The sequence below is a fragment of the Streptomyces kaniharaensis genome (genome assembly GCF_009569385.1).
Classification (GTDB): domain Bacteria; phylum Actinomycetota; class Actinomycetes; order Streptomycetales; family Streptomycetaceae; genus Kitasatospora; species Kitasatospora kaniharaensis.
Window position 1 is genome coordinate 851,198 of record NZ_WBOF01000001.1, and the last position, 22,107, is coordinate 873,304.

At 74.2% G+C, this 22,107-nt stretch carries 14 protein-coding genes, 5 tRNA genes and 1 pseudogene; 7 read left to right on the forward strand and 13 right to left on the reverse strand.

What is annotated here, in order from left to right; genetic code table 11:
- Positions 1-20 precede the first annotated feature (20 nt).
- Positions 21-1,070, reverse strand: coding sequence for a chorismate-binding protein (locus F7Q99_RS03850; protein ID WP_195910990.1), 1,050 nt, complete (start codon positions 1,068-1,070; stop codon positions 21-23).
- A 254-nt stretch (positions 1,071-1,324) separates the two neighbouring features.
- On the opposite strand from F7Q99_RS03850, the gene F7Q99_RS03855 reads away from it, so the two are divergent.
- The 5 genes from F7Q99_RS03855 to F7Q99_RS03875 all read left to right on the forward strand — a co-directional run bounded on the left by F7Q99_RS03855 (position 1,325) and on the right by F7Q99_RS03875 (position 1,843).
- Positions 1,325-1,397: transfer RNA gene (locus F7Q99_RS03855), tRNA-Gly, on the forward strand.
- 40 nt (positions 1,398-1,437) lie between these two features.
- Positions 1,438-1,511: transfer RNA gene (locus F7Q99_RS03860), tRNA-Cys, on the forward strand.
- A 34-nt stretch (positions 1,512-1,545) separates the two neighbouring features.
- A tRNA-Val gene (locus F7Q99_RS03865) sits at positions 1,546-1,617 on the forward strand.
- Between the two features lie 41 nt (positions 1,618-1,658).
- Positions 1,659-1,730, forward strand: a tRNA-Val gene (locus F7Q99_RS03870).
- 41 nt (positions 1,731-1,771) lie between these two features.
- Positions 1,772-1,843 (forward strand) — tRNA-Val (locus F7Q99_RS03875).
- Positions 1,844-2,143: 300 nt separating this feature from the next.
- Here F7Q99_RS03875 and F7Q99_RS03880 read toward each other — a convergent pair.
- The gene (locus tag F7Q99_RS03880; protein WP_153460067.1) at positions 2,144-2,341 is read right to left on the reverse strand and encodes a hypothetical protein; all 198 of its coding nucleotides are present in this window, start codon (positions 2,339-2,341) and stop codon (positions 2,144-2,146) included.
- 435 nt (positions 2,342-2,776) lie between these two features.
- On the opposite strand from F7Q99_RS03880, the pseudogene F7Q99_RS03885 reads away from it, so the two are divergent.
- Positions 2,777-4,060, forward strand: a pseudogene (locus tag F7Q99_RS03885) (protein kinase domain-containing protein); the annotation flags it as partial.
- A 700-nt stretch (positions 4,061-4,760) separates the two neighbouring features.
- Here F7Q99_RS03885 and F7Q99_RS03890 read toward each other — a convergent pair.
- Complete coding sequence (locus F7Q99_RS03890; protein WP_326846233.1) at positions 4,761-5,567, reverse strand: TrmH family RNA methyltransferase; 807 nt, start codon at positions 5,565-5,567, stop codon at positions 4,761-4,763.
- 142 nt (positions 5,568-5,709) lie between these two features.
- On the opposite strand from F7Q99_RS03890, the gene F7Q99_RS03895 reads away from it, so the two are divergent.
- Entirely contained in the window at positions 5,710-8,451 is a 2,742-nt protein-coding gene (locus F7Q99_RS03895; RefSeq protein WP_153460070.1) for a SpoIIE family protein phosphatase, read from the forward strand.
- A 52-nt stretch (positions 8,452-8,503) separates the two neighbouring features.
- On the opposite strand, the gene cobA is transcribed toward F7Q99_RS03895, so the two are convergent.
- From cobA to argH, 10 genes are all read right to left on the reverse strand, one after another.
- Positions 8,504-9,751, reverse strand: a complete 1,248-nt coding sequence (gene cobA, locus F7Q99_RS03900) for a uroporphyrinogen-III C-methyltransferase (RefSeq protein WP_153460071.1) — start codon at positions 9,749-9,751, stop codon at positions 8,504-8,506.
- A 101-nt stretch (positions 9,752-9,852) separates the two neighbouring features.
- Positions 9,853-13,647: a nicotinate-nucleotide--dimethylbenzimidazole phosphoribosyltransferase gene (gene cobT, locus F7Q99_RS03905; protein WP_153460072.1), complete on the reverse strand. Its 3,795-nt coding sequence runs from the start codon at positions 13,645-13,647 to the stop codon at positions 9,853-9,855.
- Between the two features lie 524 nt (positions 13,648-14,171).
- A complete protein-coding gene (gene cbiE / locus F7Q99_RS03910; RefSeq protein ID WP_153460073.1) occupies positions 14,172-15,434 on the reverse strand; it encodes a precorrin-6y C5,15-methyltransferase (decarboxylating) subunit CbiE in 1,263 nt (420 codons plus the stop codon).
- 141 nt (positions 15,435-15,575) lie between these two features.
- A complete protein-coding gene (locus tag F7Q99_RS03915) occupies positions 15,576-16,241 on the reverse strand; it encodes a GNAT family N-acetyltransferase (RefSeq protein ID WP_153460074.1) in 666 nt (221 codons plus the stop codon).
- 197 nt (positions 16,242-16,438) lie between these two features.
- Entirely contained in the window at positions 16,439-17,263 is an 825-nt protein-coding gene (locus F7Q99_RS03920) for a MetQ/NlpA family ABC transporter substrate-binding protein (RefSeq protein ID WP_326846234.1), read from the reverse strand.
- A 57-nt stretch (positions 17,264-17,320) separates the two neighbouring features.
- Positions 17,321-18,052 (reverse strand): methionine ABC transporter permease, encoded by a 732-nt coding sequence (locus F7Q99_RS03925; RefSeq protein ID WP_153460075.1) that lies wholly within the window; start codon positions 18,050-18,052, stop codon positions 17,321-17,323.
- On the reverse strand, positions 18,049-19,074 hold the full coding sequence (locus F7Q99_RS03930; RefSeq protein WP_326846235.1) for a methionine ABC transporter ATP-binding protein: 1,026 nt from the start codon (positions 19,072-19,074) through the stop codon (positions 18,049-18,051). Before F7Q99_RS03930 ends, F7Q99_RS03925 begins: the two co-directional genes overlap by 4 nt.
- A gap of 539 nt (positions 19,075-19,613) precedes the next feature.
- On the reverse strand, positions 19,614-20,117 hold the full coding sequence (locus F7Q99_RS03935) for a GNAT family N-acetyltransferase (protein ID WP_153460076.1): 504 nt from the start codon (positions 20,115-20,117) through the stop codon (positions 19,614-19,616).
- A 188-nt stretch (positions 20,118-20,305) separates the two neighbouring features.
- Positions 20,306-20,563, reverse strand: coding sequence for a sigma-70 RNA polymerase sigma factor region 4 domain-containing protein (locus tag F7Q99_RS03940; RefSeq protein ID WP_153460077.1), 258 nt, complete (start codon positions 20,561-20,563; stop codon positions 20,306-20,308).
- Positions 20,564-20,662: 99 nt separating this feature from the next.
- Complete coding sequence (gene argH, locus F7Q99_RS03945) at positions 20,663-22,087, reverse strand: argininosuccinate lyase (RefSeq protein ID WP_153460078.1); 1,425 nt, start codon at positions 22,085-22,087, stop codon at positions 20,663-20,665.
- Positions 22,088-22,107: the final 20 nt, after the last annotated feature.

Consider the following 22,107-nt stretch of genomic DNA (forward strand, 5'->3'; position numbering starts at 1 on the left):
GGTGTCTTCGGAGGGGTTCTTCAGAGGGTTTCGCTGCCCGACGCTATCGCGACCAGGCGGCCGGCCTTCAGTTCGGTTTCGGCCCACTCGCGGTCGGGGTCGGAGCCCCAGGTGATGCCGGCGCCGGTGCCGAAGCGCAGGACGGGGGCGGCGGGGTCGGTCCGGTCGAGCCAGAACGTGCGGATGCCGACGGCGAGTTCGCCCTCGCCCCGGTCCGCGTCGACCCAGCCGACGGCGCCGCAGTAGGGGCCGCGCGGGGCGGTCTCCAGGGCCTCGATGATGCGCAGGGCGCTGGACTTGGGCGCGCCGGTGACGGAGCCGGGCGGGAAGGTGGCGTCCAGCAGGTCGGGCCAGCCTGCGCCGTCGCGCAGGGTGCCCTCGACGGTGGAGACGAGGTGGACCAGGCCGGGGTGCTTCTCGACGACGCACAGGTCGGGGACGGTGACGCTGCCGGTCGCGCAGACGCGGCCGAGGTCGTTGCGGACCAGATCGACGATCATCACGTTCTCGGCGTGGTCCTTGTCGAGGAGGTCGTCCTCGGTGCGGCCGGTGCCCTTGATCGGGCCGGAGGCGACGGTGCGCCCGGTGCGGCGCAGGTAGAGCTCGGGCGAGGCGGTGGCGATCTCGACGCCGTGCTCGGGCAGCCGGATGGTGCCGGCGTAGGGGGCCGGGTTGCCGTGGGCGAGCAGGCCGGTGAGGGCGTCGATGTCGCTGCGGGCCGGGTCGGGCAGCGGCGCGGACAGCACGCGGCAGAGGTTGGCCTGGTAGACCTCGCCAGCGGCTATGTGTTCGCGGATGCGGCGCACGCCCGCGACGTAGGCGTCGCGGTCCAGGGAGCTGTGCCAGCTGCCGGCGTCCGGTCCGCGCCAGCCGGCGCCGGAAGGGGGCGCGGGGGCGGGGCGGACGTCGTCGAAGCGGGCACAGGTGAGCCGGCCCTCGAAGTCGTAGGCGACGGCCCAGTAGCCGCTGGAGTCGAGTGCGGCCAGGTCCGAGGTGACGTCGCGCAGTCCGGTGGCGAGGCGGCCGCCGAAGCGGGCGAGCGGGGTGTGGGGAGCGGTGGGGCCGGACACGGTTCTCCTGCGCGGTGGTGCTGAGCGGCGGTGCCTGAAGTGTAGGTCGGGGGCGCGGGCCCGGCCCGGGGGCGTGCGGCGGGCGCGAGCAGCTCCTGGGGGTACCTCCCGGCCGGAGGCCGGGGAAGTCGTGCGGGTGTCCACCGAGCGCACGCTGCGGGAACGGATTTTTAGCTGGCCCGGGAATCCGCTAGAGTTCAACACGTCGCCAGGGAGCGCAGCCGAGAAAAAGCGGTGAAGATCCCGGGAGACAGGCGGACGTGGCTCAGTTGGTAGAGCATCACCTTGCCAAGGTGAGGGTCGCGAGTTCGAATCTCGTCGTCCGCTCGATGGAGAACGGTGTAAGGTCGTTCTTCGAGTGTTGCCTGGTGGAGTGGCCGAGAGGCGAGGCAACGGCCTGCAAAGCCGTCTACACGGGTTCAAATCCCGTCTCCACCTCCAAGAGGATCACCCGGTTCCACCGGGAGACCTCCCCGCGCGATTAGCTCAGCGGGAGAGCACTACCTTGACACGGTAGGGGTCACTGGTTCAATCCCAGTATCGCGCACGTCGGATCCTTCGGGGTCTGCTGCAGGACCGCCACACCAGGCGCGATTAGCTCAGCGGGAGAGCACTACCTTGACACGGTAGGGGTCACTGGTTCAATCCCAGTATCGCGCACGTCGGGCCCTCCGGGGTCTGCTGCAGGACCGCCACACCAGGCGCGATTAGCTCAGCGGGAGAGCACTACCTTGACACGGTAGGGGTCACTGGTTCAATCCCAGTATCGCGCACAGTATCGGCCGGGGCCGCGATCCGTGAGGGTCGCGGCCCCGGCCGTTTCGGCGTTCCGGGCCTTGGCGTTCCGGGCTACGGGAAGAGCGCGGGCTGTGAGATCCGTGAGAACAGAAGAGCCGCGTACGGCCGCCCTCACCGACGTCCGTACGCGGCGTCTCCGCCTGCCGGGGTGCTCTGCGCACCGCTCCTCGCCCGTCCGCGAGTCGTCGCGGGCGCGGCCTTCCCCGGCGGCACTGGTTCCCCGTCCCCAGGGGATCAGTGCCCGTTCCGCGGCCGGCCGTGCGGCCGGCCAGGTCTCAGTGGCCGAGCAGATCGGCGACGGCCTGCGCCTGGTTCGCCATCTGCTCCCAGCCGCCGAACAGGGCCACCAGCAGCGCGGCACAGGGCAGGGCCATGGCCAGCGCCACCGCCGGGTGCCGGGTGGGCTCCGCGGACCGGGGCTGGGTGAAGGCCGGCCGACGGCGGCGGGAGGTTCCCGTGAGCTGCGGTGCCATGCCCTTGCTCCTGATCCGTGCTCGGTGCTTTCCGGTGGCGGTCGTCCGGTCGAGTTGGCGCGGTGGACGGCTTACCTCGGGGGACGAGCTCCCCGTCCACCGCTGCTAACAACGCTATGGCGCGGGGGGCTGTTCGGGCGTCATGCCGTCGTACTGTTCCTCGGGCATCCCGGAGGATGACGCTCAGACTTCGGGAGTACTACCGCAGGGGGAGACGGTCTTCGCGCGCCCCCCGGGAGAACCCTGACAGGCGACCCCGAGACGCGTTTCGGCACGTCGCTGACCTGTGCGTGCGTGCAAGATCGGACAATCGCACGGTGGCTCGAGGTGTTGCGTATCAGCACACCGCAGTGGGCAGTCCGTAAGCTGTGCCCGACAGGAACTGACGATGCCCCAACCGACGGGGCCTCACGCACGGGCTGACGGGGAAGAAACATGGCGATGATGCGGCTGAGGCGTGAGGACCCCCGCATCGTCGGGCCGTACCGCCTGCACCGGCGACTGGGAGCCGGCGGCATGGGCGTGGTCTACCTCGGCTCCGACCGGCGTGGTCAGCGGGTCGCCCTCAAGCTGATCCGCGCCGAACTCGCGGAGGACCAGGAGTTCCGTACCCGCTTCGCCCGCGAGATCGCCGCCGCCTCCCGCATCCGCGGCGGCTGCACCGCCCGCGTCGTCGGCTCCGACATCGAGGCCGACCGGCCCTGGCTCGCCACCGCCTACGTGCCCGGGCCGTCCCTCTACAAGCGGGTCGGCGACGAGGGGCCGCTCAGCTGGCCGGAGGCCGCCCGGATCGGCGCCGCCCTGGCCGACGGGCTGGTCAAGGTGCACGAGGCCGGGGTCGTCCACCGCGACCTCAAGCCGTCCAACATCCTGCTCTCGCCGCGGGGCCCGCGGATCATCGACTTCGGCATCGCCTGGTCGCGCGGCGCGAGCACCCTCACCCACGTCGGCACCGCGGTCGGCTCCCCCGGCTTCCTCGCGCCCGAGCAGGTGCGTGGCGTCGCCGTCACGCCCGCCACGGACGTGTTCGCCTTCGGCGCCACCCTCGCCTACGCGCTCACCGGGGACACCCCGTTCGGCTCGGGGGCCTCGTCCGAGGTCATGCTCTACCGGGTCGTGCACGAGGAGCCCGACCTGTCGGCCGTACCGCCGCAGCTCGCGCCGCTGATCCGCGCCTGCCTGGCCAAGGAGCCCGCCGAACGGCCGGGCGCGGCCGCCCTGCACGAGCGGCTCAGCGAACTCGCGGCGCGCGGTGCGGCGGCAGGGGCCGGTGGCGGGCTGCGCGCTGCGCGGCCCGGGCGCAGCTCCGCCCCGGCTCCGGCCTCGGGCGCCGATGTCTCGGGCGGTGCGCGCCCCGGAGTGCCCGCGCCCGGGCGCTCGCCGGAACCCGCCGTGGCGCGGGCCCGAGCGGGGGCGTCGAGCCGACCGGGCGGGCAGGCGCACGGCGCGGCGCAGCGGCGCCCGCAGGGCGTGGCCGCCCCCCATCCCCGGCCCGAGGCGGCGCCGACGGCCCGTCCGGTGCGGGAGCGTCAGCAGACCCCGGCACCCGGCCAGCACGGCGCCCGCAACGCCGGGCGGCCCCGGGACCGGCAGCACACCCCCGCCCCGGGCGTGCGGCCCGCGACCGCGCGGCAGCGGCTGCTGCGGCAGCGGCTCGTCGTCTTCGTCACCGTCACACTCGGGGTGGCGCTCGCCATCGCGGCGGCGCAGGGGTGCGAGGACCGGAGCAACCAGGGCCTGCGGCCGACCGTGAGCGTCTCCGCCGAGCCGAAGACGGGTGCCGGCACGTCGGTGGACGGGGCGGCCGCGGTGCCGCCGTCGGCCACGCCGCTCCCGGCGGCGGCGCGCGGCGGTGCGACCGCGGGTGACGGCGCGCTGGCTCCGCCGCAGGGGCCGGGGCCGGTCGTGGACTGGCCGAACCGCAGCTACCCCGACGCGGCGGGCGGCCCCGGCATCACGCTCCGGGACGGGCACTCCGCCGGCGCCGGCCCGCAGGTGACGCTCAGCGCGGTGCTGCCGGCCCGGTACAAGGGGACGCCGGCGACGGTGGTCGTGCTGCGGCGGGCCGAGGGCTCGGTGCCGGTCGACCTCGTCCAGCTGTACACCTTCACCGGGGACGCCCCGGTCGCCTCCGCTTCGCGCTCCTCGACGGCCGACCCGCAGGCCACGGCCACGTGGCGGCTCGACGGCGGCGCGGTGGTCCGCGAGGAACGCTTCGTCCAGACCGGCGCCGTCACGTCCACCCGCTACACCGTCCGCCCCGACGGCACCCTCGACGAGTCCTGGCCCGGCGCGGGCGCCTCCGGCGGCGCCGGCCTCACCGCTCCTCCCCCGGCCGCCGCCCCCGCACCGCCGACGGCAGCGGCAGGCTGAGCGCAGGACGTCGGCGAGGTCGACCTCCTGTGCAGGGCTGGCGGGGTCAGGGAGTGGTGACGGCGTAGAAGGCCACGGCGGCCGCCGCGCCCACGTTGAGCGAGTCGATGCCGTGGGCCATGGGGATGCGGACGGGGTGGTCGGCGGCCGAGATGGCGGGGCCGGTGAGTCCGTCGCCTTCGGCTCCGAGCATGAGGGCCGTCTTGGGGAGCCGCTGGGGGGCGAGGCTCGCAAGGTCGACCGCGGAGTCGGCGGGGGTGAGGGCGAGGAGCGTGAATCCGGTGTCGCGGACGGTGTCCAGCGCGGCCGGCCAGGGGTCGAGGCGGGCGTACGGCACCGCGAAGACGGCGCCCATGGAGACCTTGACGGCGCGCCGGTAGAGCGGGTCGGCGCAGTCGGGCGACAGCAGGACGGCGTCCATGCCGAGGGCGGCGGCGCTGCGGAAGATCGCGCCGAGGTTGGTGTGATCGACCAGGCCTTCGAGGACGGCGACGCGGCGGGATCCGGCGAGGAGGGTGGCGGCGTCCGGCAGGGGCTTGCGCTCCATCGAGGCGAGGGCGCCGCGGTGGACGTGGTAGCCGGTGACGGCTTCGGCCAGGGCGGGTTCGACGACGTGGACGGGGGCGTCGGCCTCGGCGATGACGTCGGCCATCACGTCCAGCCACTTCGGGGTGAGCAGCATCGACCGCATCCGGTAGCCGGCGCTGAGGGCGCGGCGGATGACCTTCTCCCCCTCGGCGATGAACAGGCCCTCGGCGGGTTCGCGCCGGCGGCGCAGTTCGACGTCGGTGAGGCCGGTGTAGTCGCCGAGGCGCGGGTCGGCGGGGTCGGTGATGGTGCTGGGTTCGGACACCCTGCGATCCTGCCAAGCCGGGGCGGGGAAGGCCAAACGGTCCAGGGCACGGCGTCGCCCGGTGGGCGGGAGTCCGCCGGCGGCCCCGGGGTTGGACGCGTTGGCCTTGGCCCCTTGCCAGCGGGAGTGCAAATATGACCATATGGCCCGTCTTCCGGGCCGATCCTGGGCTCCGTCGGCCTCTGGTGCTACTGGTTCCGCCGGCCCCCCCGGTGGGCGCCCACACGGTCGGCAACAACAGCCACGCGCCAAGCGGGCGTGGCCGGTGAAGCACCGGTCGGTGGCCGGGCAGGTGTTCGCGCTGCAGATCCTCGTGGTGCTGCTGCTGGTGGTGGCCGCCGCGGTGGCGCTCGTGGTGCAGTCCCGCAACGACGCCGAGAACGAGGCCCGCAACCGGTCCGTGGCGGTCGCGCAGGCCTTCGCCAACTCGCCGGGCGTCGTCGAGGCGCTGCGCTCCCCCGATCCGACGGCGATCCTGCAGCCGAAGGCACAGTCCGCGCGGGTGTCGTCGGGCGTCGACTTCATCGTCGTCCTGAACAACGACGGCATCCGCTACACCCACCCCAACCCGGCCCGGATCGGCCAGAAGTTCGTCGGCGACTACCAGCCCGCCCTTCAGGGGCACGTGGTGACCGAGCACATCACCGGCACCCTGGGCCCGCTCGTCCAGGCGGTCGTCCCGGTGTACGCGCCGGACGGCTCGGTGGCCGGACTCGTCTCGGCAGGTGTCACGCTCGCGAACGTGAGCACCGCCAGCGAGCGGCAGCTGCCCGTCGTGCTGGGCGCCGCCGCGGGCGCGGTCGGGATGGCGACACTCGGGACGGCGCTGATCAGCCGGCGCCTGCGGCGGCAGACGCACGGGCTCGGACCGTCCGAGATGACCAGGATGTACGAGCACCACGCGGCCGTCCTGCACGCGGTGCGCGAGGGCGTGCTGATCGTCGGCGAGGAGGGGCGCCTGCTGCTCTGCAACGACGAGGCGCGGCGGCTGCTCGGCCTGCCGGCGGACGCCGAGGGCCGCCTGGTGACCGAGCTGGGCCTGGAGCCCGTCCCCAAGGAGCTGCTGACTGCCAATCGGCCGGTCACCGACCAGGTGGTCATGGCCGGTGACCGGCTGCTGGCGGTGAACGTCCGGCTCACCGACCAGGACGGCGGCCCGCCCGGCTTCGTCGCCACCCTGCGCGACTCCACCGAGCTGCTGGCGCTGTCCGGCCGGGCCGACGTGGCGCAGCGGCGGCTGCGGCTGCTGTACGACGCCGGGGTGACGGTGGGCAGCACGCTGGACGTGACGCGCACGGCGGAGGAGCTGGCACAGATCACGGTGCCGCGGTTCGCGGACTTCGTCACGGTGGACCTGGCCGACGAGGTGCTGTCGGGCGACGAGCCGCCGCCGGGGAAGTCGCTGGGGCGGATGCGGCGGGCGGCGTTCGCGGGCATCCGGGACGACTCGCCGTTCTACCCGGTCGGTACGGTGCTGGACGTGGTGCCGTCCACCCCGCTGGCCGGGGCGCTGCACAGCGGGAAGCCCGGCATGGAGGCGCACCTGGACCAGGCCCGGGCATGGCGGGAGCAGGACCCGGAGGGAGCGGCGCAGGCGCTGGCGTACGGGGTGCACTCGCTGGTGCGGGTGCCGCTGAAGGCGCGCGGGGTGCTGCTGGGGATGGCCCGGTTCTGGCGGGCGGACCGGCCCGAGCCGTTCGAGCTGGACGATCTCGCACTGGCGGAAGAGCTGGTGGCGCACGCGGCGGTGTGCATCGACAACGCGCGCCGGTACACCCGGGAGCACGCGATGGCCGTGACCCTCCAGCACAGCCTGCTGCCGCGCAGCCTGCCCGTGCAGAACGCGCTGGACGTCGCACACCGGTACCTGCCGGCCCAGGAGGGCGTGGGCGGGGACTGGTTCGACGTGATCCCGCTGCCGGGCGCGCGGGTGGCCCTGGTGGTCGGAGACGTCGTGGGGCACGGGCTGCACGCGGCGGCGACGATGGGACGGCTGCGCACGGCGATCCACAACTTCTCGACCCTGGACCTGCCGCCGGACGAGCTGCTGGCGCACCTGGACGACCTGGTGAACCGGATCGACCAGGACGAGGCGGCGAGCGGGGAGAGTTCCGAGCTGGCCGGGGCGACCTGCCTGTACGCGATCTACGATCCGGTGTCGCGGCGCTGCACGGTGGCCAGCGCCGGGCATCCGCCGCCCGCGGTGGTGGGCCCGGACGGGCGGGTCGACTTCCCGGAGCTGCCGACCGGGCCGCCGCTGGGGCTGGCGGCGCTGCTCTTCGAGACGGTCGAGCTGGAGGTGGCCGAGGGCAGTCGGCTGGTGCTGTACACCGACGGGCTGGTGGAGGACCGCGAGCGGGACATCGACGAGGGGCTGGAGCGGCTGCGGGCGGCGCTGACCGGGCCGCCGCGCACGCCGGAGCAGACCTGCGCGGACGTGCTGGGGGCGATGCTGCCGGAGCGTCCGCAGGACGACATCGCGCTGCTGGTGGCACGGACCCGGGTACTGGCGTCGGACCAGGTGGCGGAGTGGGACGTGCCGTCCGACCCCGCCGCGGTGCGCGAGGTCCGGGCGGCGGTCGCGGACCGGCTGGCGGCGTGGGGGCTGGACGAGGCCGCGTTCGTCACCGAGCTGATCCTGAGCGAGCTGGTGACCAACGCGATCCGGTACGGCTCCGGGCCGATCCGGGTGCGGCTGCTGCGGGACCGGACGCTGATCTGCGAGGTGTCCGACGGCAGCAGCACCTCGCCGCACATGCGCTACGCGGCCACGACGGACGAGGGCGGGCGCGGGCTGTTCCTGGTCGCGCAGTTCGCGGACCGCTGGGGGACGCGGTACACGGCGACCGGGAAGGTGATCTGGACGGAGCAGCCGCTGGAGTAGCCGGCACCGGGAGTGGGAGGTCGGCCGGGTCGACTTCCCACTCCTCCGGCGTTCAGTGCCGGAAGGCCGCCGCAAGGACGTTGACCACGTCGCCGATGACGATCACGGCCGGCGGCTTGATCCCCTCGGTCTCGACCACCGCGCCCACGGTGCCCAGGGTGGCGTCCACCCGGCGCTGGGCCGCGGTGGTGCCCTCCTGGACGATCGCGACCGGGGTGTCCGCCGGGCGGCCGTACTCGACGAGCTTCGCGGCGATCGCGCCGATCTTGTCCACGGCCATCAGCAGCACCAGGGTGCCGCTCATCCGCGCGGCGGCCTCCCAGTTGGTGAGCGAGCGCTCGTCGTCCGGGCCGACGTGGCCGGAGATCACGGTGAACTCGTGCGTCATGCCGCGGTGGGTGACCGGCACGCCGGCCGCCGCCGGGACGCTGATCGAACTGGAGATGCCCGGCACCACGGTGACCGGCAGCCCGGCCTCCGCGCACGCCAGCAGCTCCTCGCCGCCGCGGCCGAAGACGTACGGGTCGCCGCCCTTGAGACGGACCACGAACTTGCCCGCCCTGGCGTGCTCGATCAGCGTCCGGTTGATCGCCTCCTGGGCCATGAAGCGGCCGTACGGGATCTTGGAGGCGTCGATCACCTCGACGTGCTCGGGCAGTTCGGCCAGCAGCTCGCGCGGGGCGAGGCGGTCGGTGACGACGACGTCCGCGTCGGCCAGCAGGCGGCGGCCGCGCACGGTGATCAGGTCCGGGTCGCCGGGACCACCGCCGACGAGGGCGACACCGGCGCCGTGCGCGCGGTACTGGCGGGCGGCCAGCGAACCGTCCCGAAGGCCGTCCACGATGGCGTCGCGCAGGGCGGCGGAGTGCCGCGGGTCACCGGTGAGGACGGCGACGGTGGCGCCCGCGTCCCGGCCGCTGGCCGGGGTCCAGGCGGTCGCGGCGGCGGCGTCGTCGCTGCGGGCGCAGAACACCCGCTCGCGCTCGGCCTCGGCGCTGACCGCGGCGTTCACCGCCGGGTCGTCGGTGGCGACCAGGGCGTACCAGGCGCCGGCCAGATCGCCGTCCGCGTACGGGCGGGGGTGCCAGGTGAGCTCGCCGGCGTCCGCCATGGCCTGGACGGCCGGGGTGGTGGACGGGGATATCAGGTGCAGCTCGGCACCGGTGGCGATCAGCGCGGGCAGCCGGCGCTGCGCGACCTGGCCGCCGCCGACCACGACCACGCGGCGGCCGGCGAGCAGCAGCCCGACCGGGTAGGCGGTACGGCCTTCGGTGCTGGGGTGCGGGGTGGGCGCGGTCATCGGCGGTGCTCCTGGGGGTGAGGGTGGGGTGCGATACGGCGCGCCGCCGCTCCGCGGGCCGGCGCGCCCTTGGGCCGGTCCACGGAGCGGTGCGGGGAACGTCAGGCCTTCTCGGTGACCCCGGCGGAGTCGAAGGTGGCTACATCGTGCATCGCGCGGGCCGCACTCTGCACCAGCGGCAGGGCCAGCAGGGCGCCGGTGCCCTCGCCGAGCCGCAGGTCGAGGTCGATCAGCGGACGCAGGCCGAGCTTCGCCAGCGCGGCCTGGTGGCCGGGCTCGGCGGAGCGGTGGCCGGCGATGCAGGCGGCCAGCGCCTCGGGGGAGATCGCCTTGGCCACCAGCGCGGCCGAACCGGCGATCACGCCGTCCAGCACCACCGGGGTGCGCAGCGAGGCGGCGCCCAGCAGGAAGCCGGCGATGGCCGCGTGCTCCAGGCCGCCGATCGCGGCGAGGACGCCGATCGGGTCGGCCGGGTCGGGCTGGTGCAGGGCCAGCGCGGCGCGGATCACCTCGACCTTGCGGGCGTGCGTCTCGTCGTCGATGCCGGTGCCGCGGCCGGTGACCTCGGCCGGGTCGAGGCCGGTGAAGACCGCGATCAGGGCGGCCGAGGCGGTGGTGTTGGCGATGCCCATGTCGCCGGTGACCAGCGCCTTGTTGCCGGCCGCGACCAGGTCGCGGGCGGTCTCGATGCCGACCTCGATGGCCTTGAGGGCCTCCTCGCGGGTCATTGCCGGGCCCTGGGTCATGTCGTCGGTGCCGGGCTTGACCTTGCGTGGCAGCAGGCCGGTGGCGCGGCCCTGCTGGACGGCGTCCGGCAGCTCGGCGGCGACGCCGACGTCGACCACGCAGACCTCGGTGCCGATCTGCCGGGCGAAGGAGTTGATCACCGCACCCCCGGCCAGGAAGTTGCCGACCATCTGGGCGGTCACCTCCTGTGGCCAGGGGGTGACGCCCTGCGCGTGGACGCCGTGGTCACCCGCGAAGATCGCGACGCAGGCGGGCTCCGGGATCGGCGGCGGGCACTTGCGGGACAGGCCGCTCAGCTGGGCGGAGATGATCTCCAGCATGCCGAGCGAACCGGCGGGCTTGGTCATCCGCTTCTGGCGGTCCCAGGCCTCGCCGAGCGCCTTGGCGTCCAGCGGACGGATGCCGCGCAGGGTCTCGCCGAGCAGGCTGTGCGGCTCCTCGCCGGGCAGCGCGCGGTTGCCGTACTGCTCCTCGTGGACGACCCAGGACAGCGGGCGCTTCTTCGCCCAGCCCTGCTGCTGGAGTTCGGGCTCGTCCGGGAAGGCGTCCACGAAGCCGACGCACAGGTAGGCGACGACCTCGAGGTGCTCGGGCAGGCCGAGCTCACGGACCAGCTCCTCGTCGTCGAAGAAGCTCACCCAGCCGACGCCCAGGCCCTCGGCGCGGGCGGCCAGCCAGAGGTTCTCGACGGCCAGGGCAGCCGAGTACGGGGCCATCTGGGGCTGGGTGTGCCGGCCCAGGGTGTGCCGGCCGCCGCGGGTGCGGTCGGCGGTGACCACGATGTTGACCGGGGTCTCGAGGATGGCCTCGATCTTGATTTCCTTGAACTGCTTCGCCCGGCCCTTGGGCAGCGAGTCCGCGTAGGCCTCGCGCTGGCGCTCGGCCAGGGCGTGCATCCGCCGGCGGGTCTTGGCCGAGCGGATCACCACGAAGTCCCAGGGCTGCGAGTAGCCGACGCTGGGCGCGGTGTGGGCGGCCTCCAGGACGCGGATCAGCACCTCGTGCGGGATCGGGTCCGGGCGGAAGCCGTTGCGGATGTCGCGGCGCTCGCGGATCACCTGGTGGACGGCCTCGCGGCCGGCCTCGTCGTAGCCCTGGGCGGCCGGGCCGCGCGGCTCGGCGGGCTCCTCGGCGGCGGGCTGCTGCTCGGAGGCAGACTCCTCGGAGCCAGACTCCTCGGCGGACGGCTCTTCGGCGGACGGCTCGGTGGGCTGCTCGGCCTCGGCGGGCTCCTGGGAGGCGTCGGCGGGCTCGGCGACGGCCTCGGCCGTCGGGACCGTCGGCTCGGCGGCGACGGCCTGCGGCTCGGCCTCGGCGACCTCGCCGGCCCCCGGGGCAGCGACGGCCTCGGGAGCGACGGGCTGCTCGGGCTGCCCGGTAACGGCCTCGGCGGCCTCGGCGACCGGCTGTGCCTGCTCGGCCTCGGGGGCGACGGCGTCGGCGGTCTGCTCGACCGGGGCCTCGGCCGGGATCTCGGTCGGAGTCTCGGCCGACGCCTCGGCGGGGGTCTCGACGACCGGGGCGGCCTCCAGCCGCTGCTCGGCCTCCGGCGCCGCGACAGCCTGACCGGACGGCATCTCGCCGGTCACGGCGGCGGTCTCGGCCACGGCCTGCGGCTCGGCCGCGGCGACCTCGACGGCCTCCGGAGCGGCGACAGCCTCAGGAGCGGCGACCACCTCGGGCGCGACGGGCTGCTCGGCCTCGGGCACGACGGCCGGGGCCGGCTCCGCGGCCTCCACGACCGCGGCCTCCACGACCTCGGCGGCCGGGGCCTCGACGGGCTGCGCCGCGTCGGCCGCCGGGGCCTCCGGCGACTCGGGCTCGCCTGCGGGCTCCGCGGGCGCTATGGGGGCGGGCTGCTGCGGGGCGGCCTCCTCGGCCACCGGCGCCGGCTCGGTCGCCTCGACCTGCGGCAGGCCGTGCGGGGTCGGCGCGGCGAGGAAGGCGGAGATCCGGCGGTGCTGCCCGGCGGGGGCGTCGGCCTGCTCGGCGGAAGCGGGGGCGGGCTCCTCGGCAACCTGCTGAACCGCCTCGACCGCCTCCACGGCGACCGGCTCGGCGACGACGGCCTGCGGCGCGACCTCGGCGGCCTGCTCGACCAGGGCCTCCGCCGCCTCGACGACCTCGACGACCTCGATCGCCCCGGCCATCTGGACGGCCACCACCGGCACGCCCTGCTCGACCGGCAGCGGCACCTGCACGCCGTCCGCGATCTCCTGGACGGCCTGGGCGTTCTGAGCCTCCGCCACCACGCCGGGCACCTCCGCGACCGGCACCGCGTCCACCGCGGGCGGCACGGGCGCGACCGGGACGGCCTGCGGCACGGGCGCCGCCACCGGCACCGCGGCCTCGGCCATCGGCGGCCGGCCGACGACCGGGGTGCCGTGCGCGGGCGTGCCGCCCTGCGACGGGCCGCGGTCGGCAAGCGAGCGGACCGGCACCTGGCCGGTCATCAGGGACGGGTCCGGGATCGGCGGCCCGGCGTGCAGCGGGCGGCGCGGCGGCTGAGCCGCCGTCAGCGGGTCCTGGGCCTGCGGCTGCATCGGGGCGACCTGCTGCGCATGGAGGGCCGGGTCGGCGCCCGGCACCGGCGGTTCCACCGGCGGCCAGGACGGCTCGACCGGCATGCCGTCCTGGACCGGCGCGACTCCCCCGAGCTGGTCGCCGAACGGTGCCCCCGGCATCTGCTCGGCCGGGACGGGCGCGACCGGCTCGCCCCACGAGCCCTGCGGGCCGGGCATCAGCAGGACGTCGTCCTCGTCGTCGAGCAGTTGGTCGGGCTGGTCGAGAAAGTGGAAAGCCGGGCGCGGGGCACCCGGGTCGACCGCCCAGCCCTCACCGGGCACCGCGGAGCCGGGCATACCGACCACGCCGGGCATACCGGGCGCCGGGACGCCGTAGCCGTGGGCGCCCTGCGGCTGGCCCTGCGGCGGGATGAGGCCGGCGGCGGGCGGCATCATGCCGGGCATGCCGCTCCCGGGCACGGCGGGGTTCGGGACGACGCCGCCGTCCGTCATGACGCCCGGCACGGGTGCCACGCCATGCACGGGTGCGGCGGCCGCGACGCCCTCCGGGCCGCCGAGCGGGTCGGGCCCGGCGTGCAGGTGCTCCGGCAGTCCCTCGCCCGGGACGTGGCCGCCATCGGTCATTGTCAAAGCTCCTTCCAGGCCGCTGCCGCGCCCTCGGCGACACGATCACCGACCGCAGCGCCCATCCGCACGGGCCGGGCCTGCACCGACCCGCCCCTAACCACATACGGCCGCCGCGCCGAGGCGCTGCGGCCAAAGTCCGTCCGGCGCGCTGTGACACCCCGGCCCGCGCGCCTCCCACTCGGGCGGCGTGCTTATCTGAAACAACGACAACCCGGGGCGACCGGCACCGTCGCACCGGACCCTACGGCATTCTCCAGGTCCGGCACGCGGCCCGTCGAATCGTCCACGCTCCGAACCGTGCCCGTGGCCCCTCCCAGCCGCCAGGCCGGGGGAGTTGCGCCGCGTCAAAAAGGCGACAAACCGACCGGATCGGGCGGGTCGCCGACCGCCGCGGCCGCCCAGGACGCCACACTACCGGCCCAGCGCGGTCACCTCTCGAATCAGTGTCCGGATGCGACCTGGATCACCGCCCCGGGCCCCACCGCGATCATCATGTGGTACACCCGCCGCGCCCCGGGCCTTCACACGATCTGCTCACCCCAGAGCAGGAACGCGCCCTGTTCACTCGCCCCGAGCTCCAGCCCGCCGCCGTCGGCGGCGCGCAGCGCGGTGGCTTGGAGCAGGGCACCGTCCGCCCGGTAGCCGGCCTCGGTGATCGCCCGGCGGACCTCCTCGGCCTCGGCGAAGGTCCGGGGCACCGCGACGAACCGCTCGGGCCTGCGGGCCAGCACCGCGCGCACCACGTCCGGGCCGCCCAACTCGACGACGGCCGCGTCCGGCTCCGGCAGCCCGCCCAGCACCTCGGGGCCGCGCCCGTGGACGACCTCCACCTCGACTCCGTACCGGCGGGCGTTGACGGCCAGCCGCGCGCAGGCCGAGCGGGACGCCTCGACGGCGACCACGGCGGCGCCGAACCGGGCCGCCTCCACCGCGAGGGCGCCGCTGCCTGCGCCGACCGACCAGACCAGGTCCCCGGGGCGCGCACCCAGACGGGCCAGCACCAGAGCGCGCACGTGCGCGGGAAGCGCCTCCGATGCGCCCGGCGCGTCTGCCGTGCGCCCCGCGCCCGCGTAGGCGTCACCGGGGAGCGCCCAGCCGCGCTCCGCGCCGGGGAAGCCCACCGGGCGCCCGGCCAGCCAGCCGGCCGCCTCGTCCACCGCACCGGCCGGTGCCGCGCCGGTGCTGCCGCCTATCACCAGCACCACGTTGGGATCGCGCCAGGTGTGGTCGGCGATCCGGTCGGAGGTGAGGACGGTGACGTCCTCCTCGGGGGTGCCGAGGGCCTCGCAGACGACGAAGGTCCGGTGCACCCCGCGCAGCATCAGGGCGAGTTCGCCCGGCCCGGCGCCGGGCGCGGTGAGCACCGCGACCTTGGGGTGGGCCCGGCAGATGTTGGCCGCGCGGCGCAGCCGCCCGCCGTGGGCGCTGACCACCTGGGCGTCCTCCCAGGGCATGCCGGCGCGGGCGAAGGCGGCGGCGACCGAGGACACGGCGGGCAGGACTTCGAGTTCCAGGCCGTACTCGGGCCGGCGCAGGGTGCGGACGACGCCGAAGAAGCCCGGGTCGCCCTCGGCGACCACGACGGCGGCGCCGCGGTGCTCGGCTATTCTCCGGGCGGCCTGCTGGACGCTGCCGAGCGGGATCCGCTCGGCGGCGGGCGGCACCGGGAGGGCGCCGAGCTGGTAGGGGGCGCCGGCCACCAGGGTCGCCGCGGCGAGGGCCGCGCCGGCGGCCTCGGTCAGCGGTGTTCCGTCCCATCCGATGACCGTGATCCGGTCAGCCATCTGCGGCCGTTCTCCCTCGACTCGGTGCGCCGGCAAACCGCGCCGGAATCCGGCGCCGGACAGAGGCTACCGGGTGTGATCCCCCAGGCGCCGACATCTCGCACACATGTCCGTGAACGGCGGGGGCTGTGACCTGCCCGGTCAGTCGCGCAGGACGTAGCGGTGGTCGCCGTGCCGGCCGGGGCGGTGCGGCTCCGGGGCCTCCATGTCCTCGGGAAGGAGGCTCCACAGGATGACGTCGCTGCGGCTCTCTCCCCCGGCCCGGCGGCCGCGCGGCGCCTCGACGCCGGCCTCGCCGGACTCCCCGCGGACTATCCAGGCGCTGCGCAGCACGCCCTCGCTGATGCCGCCGATCTTCTGGGCGACCTGCTGGGCGGCGGTGTTCCCGGCGGCGGTGCGCATCTCCAGGCGCAGGAAGCCGCGGTCCTCGAACAGCCACTGGGCGACGCCGAGGACGGCCTCCGGCGCGTAGCCCTCGCCGCGCGCCCAGGCGGCGGTGACGTAGGAGATCTCGGTGGAGCGCAGCCGCCAGTCGGTGTTGCGCAGCTCGACCAGGCCGACCAGGCGCTGGGTGAGGTGCTCGGTGACGGCGAGCACGATGCCGCGCCCGGCGGCCCGGTGGGCGGGGGCCAGGGTGTGGGCGAGCTCGGCCGCGTACGCCTCGGTGAAGGGCTGCGGGAGGTCGGTCCAGGCGAGGACGAGGTCGTCGGCCATCATCACGGCCAGGCCGGGCGCGTCGTTCTCCGCAAGGGGCCGCAGCAGCAGCCGCTCGGTGCTGATGGCGGTCTCGGGGAAGCTCGCTGCCATGCCGTTCTCTCCTCGCCGGGTCGTGAACACAACACCGTACGCCCCCGCAGCGCCCGGGTATCACGCGGTGCGCCGCCCGCACGACGGTACGTCAGAACGCCTTCGGCGGGGGCCGCCCTGGTGCATACTGCCCGACCGGGCCCCCGCCGTTGCGGCGGGGGCCCGGTCGGTGGGCGTCGGGCTGTGGTGGCGCGGAATCAGAACGCCGGGATGACGGAGCCCTTGAAGGTGTCGTCGACGTACTTCTTGACCTCGTCGGAGTGGAGCAGCTCGGCCAGCTTCCGGACCCGCGGGTCGTTCTCCTTGCCCTTCTTGACGGCGAGGATGTTGGCGTACGGGTTGCCGTCGGCCTTCTCCAGCACGAGCGCGTCGGTGGCCGGGTGCAGACCGGAGTCGAGCGCGTAGTTGCCGTTGATGACGGCGGCGTCGAGGTCGGCGACCGAGCGGGGCAGCTGGGCGGCCTCCAGCTCCTTCCACTTGAGGTTCTTCGGGTTGCCGGTCACGTCGGCCGGGGTGGCGGTGGTGGTGACGCCGTCCTTCAGCGTGATGATCTTGTTGTCGGCCAGCAGCTTGAGGGCGCGGCCCTCGTTGGTGGCGTCGTTCGGCAGGCCTATGGTGGCGCCGTCCGGCAGGTCGGTGATCGCCTTGACCTTCTTGGAGTAGACGCCCAGCGGCTCCAGGTGCACGGGCTCGACCGGGACGAGGTCGGTGCCGTGCTTCTTGTTGAAGTCCTCCAGGTACGGGACGTGCTGGAAGTAGTTGGCGTCGGCCGAGCCGTCCTGCACCGCCGTGTTGGGGGTCACGTAGTCGGTGACCTCCTTGATGTCGAGCTTGAGGCCGGCCTTGTCCGCGAGGTTGTCCTTGACGAACTTGAGGATCTGCCCGTGCGGGGTGGGGCTGGCGACGACGGTCAGCGGGGCGTTCGGGTCCGAGGAGGAGGAGCCCGAGCTGCTGCACGCGGCCAGCGAGAGGGCGAGGCCGACAGTGGCGAGGACGCTGGTGAACTTCAGGGCGTTGCGCACGAAAAGTGCCTTTCTGCGTGGTACGGGGAGCCGCGTCCGGAGTCGGACGAGGGAGGTCTAGGAGGCGACGAGGTTCTCGTCGGTGGTGGCGGCGGGGCGCGGGCGGAGCAGGCGGGTCCGGCCGCCGGTGCGGCCGCGGTCGGCGAGGCGGCGGACGGCGAGGTCGCCGAGCAGCTGGACGGCGGTGACGATGATCACCAGCTCTGCGACGATGACCCACATGAACGCGGTCTCGAAGCGCTGGTAGCCGTAGTTGACGGCGAGGGTGCCGAGGCCGCCGCCGCCGACGGTGCCGGCCATCGCGGAGTAGCCGATCAGCGTGATGACCGTGGTGGTCACCGAGGCGGCCAGGCCCGGCAGCGCCTCGGGCAGCAGGGTCTTGCGGACGATCGTCCAGCTGCTGCCGCCCATCGCCTGGACCGCCTCGATCAGGCCGCGGTCGACCTCGCGGACGGAGGTCTCGACCAGGCGCGCGAAGAACGGGATGGCGCCGATGGTGAGCGGCACGGTCGCCGCCTGCCAGCCGATGGAGGTGCCGACCAGCCACCGCGTGAAGGAGATCAGCGCGATCATCAGGATGATGAACGGCACCGAGCGGGCGATGTTCACCACGAAGCCGATGGCCTTGTTGACGGCCCGGTTGGCCAGCAGGCCACCCTGGTCGGTCAGCACCAGCAGGACGCCCAGCGGCAGGCCGAGCAACGCGGTGAAGGCCGCGGCCACACCGACCATCTGGAAGGTCTCCTGCGTGGCCGGCCACATCAGGGCCTGCATCTGATCCCAGGTCATGCCACCGCTCCGTCCGCCGCGCCCAGTACGTCCACCTGCAGGCCCTGCTCGCGCAGGTAGCCGATCGGCACCACGTTGTCCTGGTGGCCGCCGGACAGCTCGACCCGCATCCGGCCGACCATCCGGCCGGCGATGGTCTCCACCGCGGCGCCCAGGATGTTGATGTCGATCTGGTAGGTGCGGGCGAGCTGCGAGACGAACGGCTGGGCCGAGGTGTCGCCCTGGAACGTGATCTCCAGCACGGTCGAACCGGCGTGGCCGGTGCCGAACTCGCTCAGCGGGAACAGCTCGCGGGCCAGCTCCGAGCCGGGCCTGGCGAGCAGGTCGGTCAGCTCGCCGGACTCGACCACCCGGCCGCCGCGCATCAGGGCGGCGGAGTCGCAGACGGACTTGATGACGTCCATCTCGTGGGTGATCAACAGGACGGTCAGGCCGAGCTGCTGGTTGAGGTCGCGCAGCAGCCTGAGGATCGAGCGCGTGGTCTCCGGGTCGAGCGCCGAGGTGGCCTCGTCCGAGAGCAGCACCTTCGGGTCGCCGGCCAGCGCGCGGGCGATGCCGACGCGCTGCTTCTGGCCGCCGGAGAGCTGGTTGGGGTAGCTGCGGGCCAAGGCGGCGAGACCGACCAGGTCGAGCAGTTCGGCGGCCTTGCGGCGGCGCTCGGTGCGGTCCAGGCCGATGATCTCCAGCGGGAGTTCGACGTTCTGCTGCACCGTGCGCGACGAGAGCAGGTTGAAGTGCTGGAAGACCATGCCGATCCGGCGCCGCGCCTCGCGCAGTTCCCGGCCGGCGCGATTCTCGCCGCCGGACAGCGCGGTCAGCTCGACCCCGTCCACGGTGACGGTGCCGGAGGTCGGGCGCTCCAGCATGTTCACGCAGCGGATGAGGCTGGACTTGCCGGCGCCGCTGGTGCCGACGACTCCGTAGACCTCACCCGGTCGGACGTGCAGGTCGACGCCGGCGAGGGCGGTCACCTCGCGGCCACGGGAGCGGTAGACCTTCGTGAGGTCCGTGGTGGTGATCACAACTGGTTCCTGGGTCGGGGGCGGACGCCGGCTCGACCGCCCGACCGGGTTGCGGTCGGCGGCGTCCACGGCGCTTCGCCAGGGGGGATCAGGACCTGTCACCCCTTGATCGCGGCCGCTGGACGGCCGGGCCGCGCGAGGGCGCGGCCCTCACGAGTCGTCGGCTACGAGCCATCAGCACCCGTGGGCGGGCAGGCCGATGGAAGGGAGTGGAACAGGCTGGGCGCGCTCACACGGACGGGAGTCGACGCCGGGTTCTCGCTTCGGGGCGCGAAAAGGGGACGGTGGCCCTCAGCAGTGACACATTCGACAGCACATGGCGCGCTCACCTGCCGGCAGAGTGCCGGTGGGGGTCCATGTCGTCGTCGTGGTCATGCGAGCCAGTAAAACAGATCGGCGGATCAGTGCCCAATTATGCGGATACAAATGTCCACTATGTGGACGTAAACCGCTTGCCACCTGCGGAGACACGACTCGGCGCCGCCACCGGAGTGTCCGGATGGTGGCGGCGCCGAGGGGATGCGGACGAACGGAAGGCGTCAGGCGGTCGCGGCGAACGGCGACGAGACGGGCTTCTCCAGATGCACGACGCTCAGCCGACTGGTGACCTGCTCGACCCCGGCCTGGCGGTACCCCTGGCGGGCGTACAGGCGCAGGTTGCCCAGGCTGCGGTGGCCGGTGAACAGGCGGTAGGCGGTCAGCGGGCGGCCGTCCTCGACCAGGCGGCGCTCCAGCGCGTCCAGCAGCCGGCCGCCCAGGCCATGCCGCTGCATCCGGGGGTGGACCACGAGGCGCCCTATCCGGCCGATGCCGTCGCCGTCGACGCGGCCGCGAACGGTGCCGACCACCTCGTCGCCGAGCCGCGCGACCAGGAAGCGCTGCTCGGCCAGTTCGGCGCGCAGGCTCTCCAGACTCTGCGTCAAGGGGTCGATCGACCAGTCGCCGTACAGCTCCGCCTCGGCCTGGTAGCCGAGGTACTGGAGCTTGAGGATCTGCTCCGCGTCCTCGGCGTCCGCCGCCGAGATGATCACGCTCATGCCCATGTGCTGGGGCCTCCCCATCGTCGTGCCCGGCGCGCGAAGCGTGACGTGCTCACGCCCAGTATCCGAGTCATCACGGCACCGTCAAGAGTCGGTTCGCCAGCGCTCTACCCGCACGTCAGGTTCTCTCAACCTTCGGGGCCCCGGACGTGAGGAGGGTCACGCCGGGGTGGCGGTCGCGTCGCTCGGGCTCACGGGTACCGCTCGGCGTGGAGGAGGGCGCGGAGGCAGGCGAGGCAGCGGGAGCGGGTGGGGCCGATGGAGCCGCGGGGCATGCCGAGGCGTTCGGAGATCTCCTGGTACGTCGGCGGCGGGTCCTCCGCGAGGGCGGCGATCAACTGGGGGCAGCGGCCGGGCAGGGCGGCCACCGCGTTGCGGACCAGACGGCGGCGCCGCTCGGCGAGGAACTCGTCCTCGGCGGATGGGGAGGTCGGAAGGCCGGTACACACAACGTGCTTGACCGGACCCGGGCGGGGCCGGTTACGCCCGGCCGGTCGTGCGGACGGGAAAGGGGCGCGACGGTCGGACCGCCGCGCCCCTCCCCCGGGTCAGCCCTGGACCCACTCCTGCTGGCGCGCCAGGTCGGCCTTCACCTCGGCGAGTTGCACGGCCACCGCGGACGGGGCCGTGCCGCCGCGCCCGCTGCGGGCGGCGATGGCGCCGTGCACGCTGAGCACCGACCGCACCTCGGGCGTCAGGTGCCCGGAGATGGCGGCGAACTGCTCGTCCGTCAGGTCCGACAGCTCGATGCCCTGCGCCTCGCAGACCTTGACGCAGGCGCCGGCCACCTCGTGCGCGACCCGGAACGGCACGCCCTGCTTGACCAGCCACTCGGCGATGTCGGTGGCGAGCGAGAAGCCGGCCGGGGCCAGCTCCTCCAGCCGCTCCCGGTGCACGGTGAGGGTGGCCATCATCCCGGTGAACGCGGGCAGCAGCACCTCCAGCGTGTCGCAGGAGTCGAAGACCGGCTCCTTGTCCTCCTGGAGGTCCCGGTTGTACGCGAGCGGCAGCGCCTTGAGGGTGGCCAGCAGGCCGGTCAGGTTGCCGATCAGCCGGCCGGACTTGCCGCGGGCGAGCTCGGCGATGTCCGGGTTCTTCTTCTGCGGCATGATCGAGGAACCGGTGGAGAAGGCGTCGTGCAGCGTGATGAAGCCGAACTCCTTGGTGTTCCAGATGATCACCTCCTCCGCGATCCGGGAGAGGTTGATGCCGATCATCGCGGTCACGAACGCGAACTCGGCGACGAAGTCGCGCGAGGCCGTGCCGTCGATGGAGTTGCCGACCGAGCCGCCCTCGAAGCCGAGGTCGGCGGCGACGGCCTGCGGGTCGAGGCCGAGCGAGGAGCCGGCCAGCGCCCCGGAGCCGTACGGCGAGACGGCCGTGCGGGCGTCCCACTGGCGCAGCCGCTCGGCGTCCCGGCCGAGGGCCTGCACGTGCGCGAGGACGTGGTGGGCGAAGAGGACGGGCTGGGCGTGCTGGAGGTGGGTGCGGCCCGGCATCGCGGTGTCGGGGTGCGCCTCGGCCAGGCCGACCAGGGCGTGCTGGAGGTCGAGGACCAGCCCGCCGATGATCTTCGCGTGGTCCCGCAGGTACATCCGGAAGAGCGTGGCGATCTGGTCGTTGCGCGAGCGGCCGGCCCGCAGCTTGCCGCCGAGTTCGGCGCCGAGCCGCTCCAGCAGGCCGCGCTCCAGCGCGGTGTGGACGTCCTCGTCGGCGACGGTGCCGGTGAAGGTGCCGGCCTTGACGTCCGCGAGCAGCTGGTCGAGTCCGGCCAGCATGGCGGCGAGTTCGTCACCGGTGAGCAGGCCGGCCTGGTGCAGGACCCGGGCATGGGCCTTGGAGCCGGCGATGTCGCAGGGCGCGAGGCGCCAGTCGAAGTGGACCGAGGCGGAGAGCTTGGCCAGGGCCTCCGACGGGCCGTCGGCGAAGCGCGCGCCCCAGAGTCGGACGTCGGCGTTCTGGTCGGCGGTCATCGCGTGGGCTCCTCACAGGT